This window comes from Streptomyces akebiae (genome assembly GCF_019599145.1).
GTDB lineage: Bacteria > Actinomycetota > Actinomycetes > Streptomycetales > Streptomycetaceae > Streptomyces > Streptomyces akebiae.
Map to the genome: position 1 here is coordinate 9,279,199 of NZ_CP080647.1, position 9,498 is coordinate 9,288,696.

The following is a 9,498-nucleotide window of genomic DNA, read 5'->3' on the forward strand; positions in this document are numbered from 1 at the left end:
AACTCCTTGGAGAATCAGGCTCGTTGGGGGAGAGGCCGGGTGGTGCTACAGCACCGTCGAGACGATCAGCCGGACCAGCGCGGGGGCGGCGTCGGTGAGGTACATGTGGCCTCCGGGGACCTCGACGTGCTCGAAGTCGCGGCCGGCCACCTTGCTCCAGGACTCGGCGTCGTCGTAGCCGACCAGGTCGTCGTCCTCGCCCCGGACGACCGTGAGGGGAGCCTGCAGCGGAAGGTCGGTGGAGGGCGTGTAGTTCTCGTGCATCTCGACGTCCGCGCGCAGTGCGGGCAGGATCATCTCGCGCATCTCCGGGTCGTCCAGCGCCGGGTGGTGGTAGCCGGCGAAGTCGCCGACACGGGCGAGGAACTCCTCGTCGGACAGGCCGGTGGCCCGCCGCTCGCGGCCCCGGGCCGGTTCCGGCGACCCGCTGACGAAGACATGGAGCAGCTCGACACCCGGCTCGTCGACCAGCCGGTGGGCGAGTTCGAAGGCGAGCACGGCACCGAGGCTGTGCCCGAAGACGGCGACTCGACGCCCACCGCCGTCGCCGAGTCCTTCCCTCAGCTGGGCCAGGAGCCCGTCGACGGCCCGGTGCGCGTCCCGGTACGGCTCCTCGTCGATCAGCCGCTCACGGCCGGGCAGTTGCAGGGGGACGATCTCCAGCGCGTCCCCGGCGAGGGCTTTCCAGGGTCGGTAGAACGAGGCGCCCGCCCCGGCGTACGGCAGGCAGATCAGCTTGGTGGTGTCATGCGTGGTCATGGGTGCGGGTCTCTCCTCGGGGGTCCTGTGCGTCCTGTGTGTCCTGCGGGCGGTACGCGTGGTGCGCGTTCTGCGCGTTCTGCGCGTTCTGCGCGTTCTGTGCGTGGTGGGCGTGGTGCGGGCCTTGTGTACGGGGGCCGTCGGGGGCTGGGGCGGACGTGAACAGGCCGGTGCTTTCCGCCGCCTCGACGGCGACGCGCAGCGCGTCGGCGGCGCGGTCCGGTCCGGGCAGCCCCGGGCCCACCGGCATCAGGTTGAGCGTGGTGGCACCGGCCTCGGCGAACGCCGTCATCCGCTCGGCGATGCGCTCCCGGGGGCCGAGCAGCGAGGTGGCGTCGAGGAATTCGAGCGGTACGGCGGCCATGGCGCCGGGGTAGTCGCCGGTCAGGAACCTCTCCTGGACGGCACGGGCCCGGTCCCCGAAGCCCATGCGTTCGGCCAGCTGCGTGTAGTGGTTGTCCTCCCGTCCGCCCATGCCGCCGAGGTACAGCGCGGCGTACCCCCGTACCCGGCGGGCGCAGGTCCGCCAGTCGGGGCCGGTCACCAGGGGGACTCCGGGGGCGATGTCGAACCCGTCGAGGGTGCGCCCCGACTTCGCGAGGCCGGCCTGCAGGGGGCGCAGCTGCTGGGCGGCGTGGTCGGGGGAGAAGAAGACCGGGAGCCAGCCGTCGGCGATCTCCCCGGTCAGTTCCAGGTTCTTGGGTCCCAGGGCGGCGAGGTAGACCGGTATCCGCTCGCGCGGTGGCCGGATGGTCAGGGCGAGCGCCTTGCCGGGGCCGTCCGGCAGCGGCAGCGTGAAGTGGCGGCCTTCGTGAGCGAGGGGTTCTCGGCGCAGTGCCCGGCGCACGAGGCCGACGTATTCACGGGTACGTCCCAGCGGCGAGGCGAACCTGACGCCGTGCCAGCCCTCCGAGACCTGCGGGCCGGACACACCGAGCCCCAGCCTGAGCCGTCCGCCGGAGAGGGTGTCGAGGGTGGCGGCGGTCATCGCCGTCATCGCGGGCGAGCGGGCGGGTATCTGCAGGACCGCGCTGCCGATGCCGATGCGGGAGGTGCGGGCGGCGATCCAGGACATGACGGTGACGGCGTCGGAGCCGTAGGCCTCCGACACCCACACCGCGCTGTAGCCGAGGTCCTCGGCGAGGGAGGCGAGGGAGAGGTTGGAGGCGTCGTTGAGGCCGACCCAGTAGCCGAGATTGAGGCCGAGGCGCAGGGCGGGGACGGGCATGGGGGACTCCTGTGGGGCGTACGAGCCGCGCGGTCGGGGTCGCGGTCGGGGCCGCGATCGGGGGTTGGTCACCGGTCTCGCGCGCGGTCAGCGACTCGTGCGGGTGCGGTGACGCCAGGCCGACAGGCCGACGAAGACGGCGACGAGCAGCACCGAGCAGCCCGCGGTGTAGAGCTCGGGGTGCTGGGCGGGCCAGTCGTGCCGGACGTGGAAGCCCGGTGGGGGAGTGTTGCCGAACAGCCGGCGCAGGGCGTTCGCGAGCGAGGTGATCGGGTTCCAGGCGGCCACGGTGGACAGCGGTCCCGGCAGGGTCGAGCCGGAGACGAACCCGGAGGAGATGAACGTCGCCGGAAACAGCCAGATCAGCCCGAGGCTGCCGGCCACCTGGGCGTTCGGTGCGACGAGCGCGACGAACACGCCGACCCACGACATCGCGAAGGAGAACAGCAGCACCAGCAGGACCCCGGCGGCGACCTCGACGGGCCCGGTGTGCGCGCGCCAGCCCATCAGCAGGCCGCAGGTGGTGGTGACGGCGACGCTCGCCAGGCAGGTGGTGAGGTCGGAGGTGGTCCGGCCCAGCAGCAGGGCCACCCGGGAGATCGGCAGGGCACGGAAGCGGTCGACCATCCCCTGCTCCAGGTCCCTGGAGAGTCCGACGGTGGTGAAGGTGGTGGTGAAGGCCACCGTCTGGGCGATCAGACCGCCCATCATGTAGGAGCGGTACGCCGGGCCGCCGAGGCTGTTGCCGAAGACGTAGCCGATGAGCAGGGCGTACACGACCGGTTCGACGAGGCAGGAGATGAGCAGCCCCGGGGTGCGCCGCAGGTGCAGCAGGTTGCGCAGGGCGAGGTCGGTGCTCTCCGCGACGACGCGGAGCACGGGGATCCCGCGGGCGCCGGTCGGGCCGAGGGCGGTGCCGGTGGCGGCCGGGCCCGGGGCGCGGTCGGTCCGGTGCGGGGGCATGGCGGTGTGCGGCACGCGGGCCGGGGCGCTCATCAGGCGGCCTTCCGTCGGGCGTGGCCGGTCAGTCCGAGGAACACGTCGTCGAGGGTGCAGCGGCTGAGGCCGATCTCCAGCACCTCGACGTCCTCGCTCTCCAGCGCGGCGAGGGCCCGGCCGAGTGCGGCCCGGCCGTCGCCGGCGGAGGCCTCCACCCGCCGGGCGCGGCGATCCACCGTCGGGGTCGCGCCGGTCGCCCGGGCGGCGGCGCGGGCGGCGGCGTCGAGCTGGTGGTCCTCGGCGACGCACACGACGAGCCGGTTGCCGGCGGTCGCCTTCAGCTCGTCGCTGGTGCCCTCGGCGACCACCCGGCCCCGGTCGATCACGGTGATCCGGTCGGCGAGCCGGTCCGCCTCCTCCAGGTACTGGGTCGTCAGCAGGATCGTGGTGCCGCCGGCCACGAGTTCACCGACCGCCTCCCAGGTGTCCAGCCTGCTCTCCGGGTCGAGGCCGGTGGTGGGCTCGTCCAGGACGACCAGGGGCGGGGAGCCGACGAGGGCGGCGGCGAGATCGAGGCGTCGGCGCGTTCCGCCGGAGTAGGTGCCGGCCGGGCGGCCCGCCACGGCGGTGAGCCGGAAGCGGGACAGCAGATCGTCGGCGAGGCGGCGGGCCGTACGGCGACCCACACCGCGCAGTTTCGCGAGGAGATACAGATTCTCGAATCCGGTCAACAGTCCGTCGACCGTCGAATACTGGCCGGCCATACCGATGCTGCAGCGCACTTTCTCCGGGTGCTCGTAAACATCCCAGCCATTGACGACAACCCGTCCGGAATCAGGGCTGAGGAGTGTCGTGAGAATTTTGACCAGTGTGGTCTTACCGGCTCCGTTGGGTCCCAGCAGGCCCCTCACCTCGCCGTATCTCACCTCCAGTTCAACACCTCGTAACGCATGGTTCGCCCGGTATTTCTTGTGGAGGGCATCGACGAGGACGGCCGACGCGGTTGACGTATGCACGGAACGTTTCTACGCCTGCGTCCGGGTTCGGTCGATCATGGAAGAGTCAAGGTTTCTTGCCGATTCGATGGCCTTGCTTTAGGGCTGCTTGAACTTTTCAGGGCATGTTCGAGAACCAAGATCACGTACGGTTCCTGTCGTGCGAGAATTACTCACGATGCTGAGGGAGCGGGCGGCGCGCGATCCGCAGCAGCCTGCCGTGACATTGGTTTCCGACTTCACCGACATCAACAGAACGGTGCGCAATCGCGCGGAACTCGATCTGCATTCCCGGCGCACGGCCTCCTGGCTCCGGGAAAGATTCTCCCCGGGAGATCGGGCACTTCTCCTCTACTCTCCGGGCATCGAGTTCACCACCGCCTTCTCCGCCTGTGTCTACGCCGGGGTCATCGCCGTGCCGGCCCCGCTGCCGGGCCGCTACCGGCATGAACGCCGCCGGCTCGCCGCCATCGCCCGGGACGCGGGCGTGCGCGTCGTCCTCACCCAGAGCGGCGATCTGCCGGACGTAGAGAAGTGGGTGGCCGAGGAGGGCATCGTCGGCGCCGTCTGTCACGCCACCGACACCGGCGAAGGCGACCCGGAGGCCTGGACCGCCCCCGAGGTCTCCCCGGACACCCTGGCCCTGCTGCAGTACACCTCCGGATCGACCGGCGACCCCAAGGGGGTCATGGTCACCCACGGCAACCTGGTCGCCAACGTCGAACGGATGGTGGACACCTTCGGCAACGACAGCGCCACCACGTACGGCGGCTGGATCCCCCTGTACCACGACATGGGCCTCATCGGCCTGATGCTGCCCGGCCTCCTGTGCGGCAGTGGCTATGTGCAGATGGACCCCATGTCCTTCCTGCGCCGGCCGTACCACTGGCTGCGGATGCTGGACGCCTGCGACGTGGGATTCACCGCCGCGCCCGACTTCGGCTACGAGCTGTGCGTCCGCCGCGTCACCGACGAGCAGCTCGCCACGCTCGACCTCTCCCGGGTCAAACTCGCCGACGGCTCGGAACCGGTCCGCGCCGACGTCGTCGCCGCCTTCACCGAGCGGTTCGCCGCCGCCGGCCTGCGACCCGAGGCGCTCATCCCCGTCTACGGCCTGGCCGAGGCGACTCTGCTGGCGTCCGGTACCGCGGGGCGGCCCCCGCTGCGGACCGCGGTCGACGCGGCGGCACTGGAGAACCAGGTGCTCAGGCCGGCCACCGGCACGGAACCGTCCCGCGTGCTCGTCGGCTGCGGGGCGCCGACCGGGTCCGACGTACTGATCGTCGACCCCGGCACCGGCAGGGCCCTGCCGGACGGCCGCATCGGCGAGATCTGGCTCAGCGGCCCCTGCGTCACCGCGGGCTACTGGGAGAACGAGCACGTCACCGAGGCCACGTTCCGGGCACGCACCGACGACGGACGCGGACCCTTCCTGCGCACCGGCGACCTCGGAGCCCTGCTCGACGACGACCTCTACATCACCGGCCGCAGCAAGGACGTCCTGGTCCTGCACGGACGCAATCTGCACCCCTCCGACATCGAGTACGAACTCCGCTCCCAGCACGAGGAGTTGGAGGGCCTGCACGGAGCCGTCTTCATGGTCGGTGACGGCGACGGCGCCGACATCGCCCCCGCGGTCGTCGCCGTCCACGAGATCCGCGCCCACTGGGGGGCGGAGCGGCTGGGGCAGATCGCCGTCGGAATGAAGCAGACCGTGGCCCGGGAGTTCGGCGTCCCCGTCGCGGCGGTCGCCCTGGTCCGGCCGGGCGGCGTCCGGCGTACCACGAGCGGCAAGGTGCAGCGCGCGGCGATGCGCGCCCTCTACCTCGCCGGGGACCTGGACACCCTTCACCTCGGCGAGGACCCGCTGCTCACCGCGGCCCTGGCCGAACACCGGCGGGTGAGCGGGCGATGACCACCACGGCCGATCTGGAGTCCCTGCTCGCCGCCCACGAGGACGACGTCTTCTCGCCCGAGACGCTCGCCGGGCTCGACGAGCGGGAGGAGTTCCCCGACGGGGCCGTCCGCGTCCTCGACGAGGCCGGGCTGCCCGCCCACTACGTGCTGACCCAGGACGGCGACCTCGGCGAGACGGTACGGCTGCTGCGCGCGGTCGCCCGCCGCGACCTGACCGTCGCCATCGCCCACGGCAAGACGTTCCTCGGGGCGGCCCCGGTGTGGGTGGCCGGCACCCCGGAGCAGGCCGCGCGGCTCGCCGACCGTGTCCGCGCCGGCGAACCGGTCTGCTGGGGCCTGACCGAACGCGGCCACGGCGCCGACCTGCTCGCGGGCGACCTCAAGGCGACGAAGGACGAGAGCGGGGGCACGGCGGGTGGCGTCGGGGCCGTGACCGGTGGGGCCGGTGTCGATGGTGCCGGTGGTGCCGCCTTGACCGGTGACGTCGGAGCCGGGGTCGGTGGCGCCGGGACCACAGCCCGGGCCGCCGGGGCCGAGGACGGGGATGGAGCCGGAGCCGAGGACGGGGATGGAGCCGGTGCCTCCGGATCCGGTGCGGCCCGGGCCGGAGCCGGTGGCCTCGGTGGCTGGCGGCTCACCGGTGAGAAGTGGCTGATCAACAACGCCACCCGCGCCGGCCTCGCCTGCGTCCTCGCCCGCACGGATCCGGCGGGCGGCGCGCGCGGCTTCAGCCTCTTCCTGGTGGACAGGCGCCGACTGCCCGAGGGGGCCTGGCGGAACCTGCCGAAGGTCCGTACGCACGGCATCCGCGGCGCGGACATCAGCGGCTTCACCCTGAACGGCGCCCCCGTCCCCGCCGACGCGGTCGTCGGAGAGGAGGGCGACGGGATCCCCGTGGTCCTCAAGACCCTCCAGCTCACCCGCATCGCCTGCACCGCGCTCTCCCTCGGCGCCGCCGACCACGCCCTGCGTCTGGCCCGGGACTTCGCGGCCGGCCGCGAACTGTACGGCCGCCGTCTCGCCGACGTCCCCCACGTACGCCGCATCCTCGGCCGGGCGGCAGCGGTCACGCTGACCGCCGAGGCGGTGAGCCTGCTCTCCGCGCGCTCGGCGCACACCCTGCCCGGGGAACTCAGCGCGATCTCCGCGATCGCCAAGGCGTACGTGCCGACGCTCACCCAGGAGACCCTCGGCTCGCTCGGTGAACTGCTGGGCGTACGTGGCTTCCTCACCTCACCCCCGGGCGGCGGCTTCGCCAAACTGGAGCGCGACCACCGCATCTGCGCCGTCTTCGACGGCAGTACGGCCGTCAACCGCGCGACCCTCCTCCACCAGATGCCGCGCCTGGCCCGCCAGTTGAGCCGCCGCAGGACGGACGGCGAAGGCCTGCGCTCCGCCGCCGACCTCACCGCACCCCTGCCCCCGTTCGACCCGGCCCGGCTGAGCCTGCTGTCCGTGACGGGATGCAGCGCCGTGCAGGCCCTGCCCGACCTCGCGGCCCGCGCACGGACGCGGACGACACCGCGGACCGGCCCGCTCCTGGACCGGCTGCTGGTCGAACTGGCCCGCCTGGAAACGGAGTCGGCGGACTTCGTACCGGTGGCGGGCGGACTCCCCGCCACGGCGTTCCGCCTCGCCGAGGCGTACGAACGCGCCTACGCCGCGGCGGCCTGCCTGCTGCTGTGGCTGGAGAACCCCTCCTTGCGCACAGGACGGCTCGGCGGGGACGACCTGTGGCTGCGGGCCTGCCTGACCGCCCTGCTCGCGGAGGACGGCGGCGACGTCCTCGACGCCCTCGCCGAGGTCGTCCTGCGCGGCCCCGCACCGGAGTTCACCCTGTCGGGAGGTGCCGCATGACCACCGCCACGGGCCTCGCCCCCAAGCGAGCCGACGAACTGGAGCACCTGCTCGGCAGTCTCGCCGACCCCGCCAACCCGACCGGTGCCGGCGCGATCCTCGCCGCCGACGAACGCGGCGAGACGCTCACCGCCGGGGAGTCGCTGCTGCACTCCTACGGACTGAACGCCGAGTTCGTCCCACCCGAGCTGGGGGGCAGGCTGGAGCGGGCCGACCACCTGACCGAGGTCATGCGCGCGCTCTACCGCCGCGACCCCGCGCTCGGTCTCGGCTACGGCGCCAGCTCGCTCATCGCCGGCGTCACCCTGTGGACCGCCGGAGACGAACGGCAGCGCCAGTACGCCGCCCGGCTGCTCCTCGACGGCCGACGCGTCGCCATCGCCTTCCACGAACTGGCGCACGGCAACGACATGGCCGGTACGGAGTTCACCGCGACCACCGAGGCCGACGGCTCGCTCCGGCTGAGCGGCCGAAAGGAGGTCGTCACCAACATCCGGCGCGCCGACGCCATGGTCGTGCTCGCCCGCACCGACACCCGGCCCGGTCCGCGCAGCCACTCCCTGGTCCTCGTGGACCGGGCGGGCGCCGACCCGGCACGCCTGACCGACCTGCCGCGCTTCGGCACCGTGGGGATGCGGGGGGTCCAGCTCGGCGGCCTGCGCTTCGACGACCTGCCCGTGCCCTCCTCTGCGGTCCTCGGCCCGGTCGGCTCCGGCCTCGAAACCGCGCTGAAGGCCCTGCAGATCACCCGTACGGTGCTGCCCGCGATGGCCACCGGCATCCTCGACACCGGACTGCGCATCGCCGTGGACCACCTGACGGGGCGCCGGCTGTACGGCGGTGCCGCGACCGACCTCCCGTACGTCCGCTCGGAGCTGGCCGGGGTCTTCACCGACCTGCTGCGCGCCGAGGCCCTCGGCGCGGTCGGCGCCCGTGCGCTGCACCTGGTGCCCGGTGCGGCGAGCGTGTACTCCTCGGCGGTGAAGTTCGAGGTGTCCCGGCTGCTCCTCGGGGCCATGGACCGGCTCTCGGAACTCCTCGGCGCCCACTTCTACCTGCGCGAGGGGCCGACCGCGCTGTTCCAGAAGCTGCTGCGCGACCTCGCCCCCGTCGGCTTCGGGCACATCGCGCGCGCCGCCTGCCAGATGAGCCTGCTGCCCCAGCTCCCCCTGCTGGCCCGCCGCACCTGGGCCCGCCCCGGCACCGAGGCGCCCGGCGACCTGTTCGCGCTCGCGGAGGCGCTGCCGCCCCTGCGCCACGACCGGTTGACCCTGCACGCCGGGGGCCGCGATCCGGTAGCGGGGGCCCTGCGCGCCCTGGCCGACACGTCCTGGTCGGCCGAGCACGCGGACCTGCGTACGGCGGTCGTCGACGACCACACCGACCTGGCGGAACTGGCAGCCGTGTGCGGGGTGTTGTCACCGGTGGAGCTCGGCGTCGACGCCCGCCCCGAGCACTACGACCTCGTCACCCGGTACGTGCGCCTGCTGTCCCGGACCGTCTGCGTCCAGGTCTGGCGGCACGCCCCTCCGGGCGACTTCCTGGCCGACCCCGCCTGGCTGCGCGCGGCCCTGCACCGGTCGGCCCCCGGCCCGTACGGACCCGGCCCCCTGCCCGCCCCGGTGGAGGGCGCGCTCTTCGCCGAGCTCCTGGACCGCCGGGACACCGGCCGCTCCTTCGGCCTGACGGGCAGACCACTCGCCGTCTGACGACCGCCGGCCGGCCTCGAACCCGAGCCCGACCGTAGGCCGTACGCCGCCGGAGGCCGCACCTGCTCAAGGCCACGCCTGCTGACGGCCGCGC

7 protein-coding genes are annotated in these 9,498 nt (G+C 73.1%); 3 read left to right on the forward strand and 4 right to left on the reverse strand.

The window, feature by feature from the left end:
- Positions 1-45 precede the first annotated feature (45 nt).
- The 4 genes from K1J60_RS40285 to K1J60_RS40300 form a co-directional block, all read right to left on the reverse strand.
- Positions 46-759: a thioesterase II family protein gene (locus tag K1J60_RS40285; RefSeq protein WP_220650530.1), complete on the reverse strand. Its 714-nt coding sequence runs from the start codon at positions 757-759 to the stop codon at positions 46-48.
- Positions 746-1,987, reverse strand: coding sequence for an LLM class F420-dependent oxidoreductase (locus K1J60_RS40290; protein WP_398683959.1), 1,242 nt, complete (start codon positions 1,985-1,987; stop codon positions 746-748). Before K1J60_RS40290 ends, K1J60_RS40285 begins: the two co-directional genes overlap by 14 nt.
- An 87-nt stretch (positions 1,988-2,074) precedes the next feature.
- The gene (locus K1J60_RS40295; RefSeq protein ID WP_220650531.1) at positions 2,075-2,983 is read right to left on the reverse strand and encodes an ABC transporter permease; all 909 of its coding nucleotides are present in this window, start codon (positions 2,981-2,983) and stop codon (positions 2,075-2,077) included.
- Complete coding sequence (locus K1J60_RS40300; RefSeq protein ID WP_220650532.1) at positions 2,983-3,942, reverse strand: ABC transporter ATP-binding protein; 960 nt, start codon at positions 3,940-3,942, stop codon at positions 2,983-2,985. The genes K1J60_RS40295 and K1J60_RS40300 overlap by 1 nt, the downstream gene beginning before the upstream one ends.
- 139 nt (positions 3,943-4,081) lie before the next feature.
- Here K1J60_RS40300 and K1J60_RS40305 point away from each other — a divergent pair, with 139 nt between their 5' ends.
- From K1J60_RS40305 to K1J60_RS40315, 3 genes are read left to right on the forward strand one after another with little or no spacing between them, the layout of a single operon-like run.
- The gene (locus K1J60_RS40305) at positions 4,082-5,836 is read left to right on the forward strand and encodes a fatty acyl-AMP ligase (RefSeq protein ID WP_259408126.1); all 1,755 of its coding nucleotides are present in this window, start codon (positions 4,082-4,084) and stop codon (positions 5,834-5,836) included.
- Positions 5,833-7,695 carry an acyl-CoA dehydrogenase family protein gene (locus K1J60_RS40310; protein ID WP_220650533.1) on the forward strand — a complete coding sequence of 621 codons (1,863 nt, stop codon included), beginning with the start codon at positions 5,833-5,835 and terminating at the stop codon, positions 7,693-7,695. Before K1J60_RS40305 ends, K1J60_RS40310 begins: the two co-directional genes overlap by 4 nt.
- Positions 7,692-9,404 (forward strand): acyl-CoA dehydrogenase, encoded by a 1,713-nt coding sequence (locus K1J60_RS40315; protein WP_220650534.1) that lies wholly within the window; start codon positions 7,692-7,694, stop codon positions 9,402-9,404. The genes K1J60_RS40310 and K1J60_RS40315 overlap by 4 nt, the downstream gene beginning before the upstream one ends.
- Positions 9,405-9,498: the final 94 nt, after the last annotated feature.

What these genes read in the sequence shown, in the direction of transcription:
- K1J60_RS40285 (WP_220650530.1), bottom strand. Translation starts at nt 759, where the DNA reads ATGACCACGCATGACACCACCAAGCTGATCTGCCTGCCGTACGCCGGG.
- K1J60_RS40290 (WP_398683959.1), bottom strand. Translation starts at nt 1,987, where the DNA reads ATGCCCGTCCCCGCCCTGCGCCTCGGCCTCAATCTCGGCTACTGGGTC.
- K1J60_RS40295 (WP_220650531.1), bottom strand. Translation starts at nt 2,983, where the DNA reads ATGAGCGCCCCGGCCCGCGTGCCGCACACCGCCATGCCCCCGCACCGG.
- K1J60_RS40310 (WP_220650533.1), top strand. Translation starts at nt 5,833, where the DNA reads ATGACCACCACGGCCGATCTGGAGTCCCTGCTCGCCGCCCACGAGGAC.
- K1J60_RS40315 (WP_220650534.1), top strand. Translation starts at nt 7,692, where the DNA reads ATGACCACCGCCACGGGCCTCGCCCCCAAGCGAGCCGACGAACTGGAG.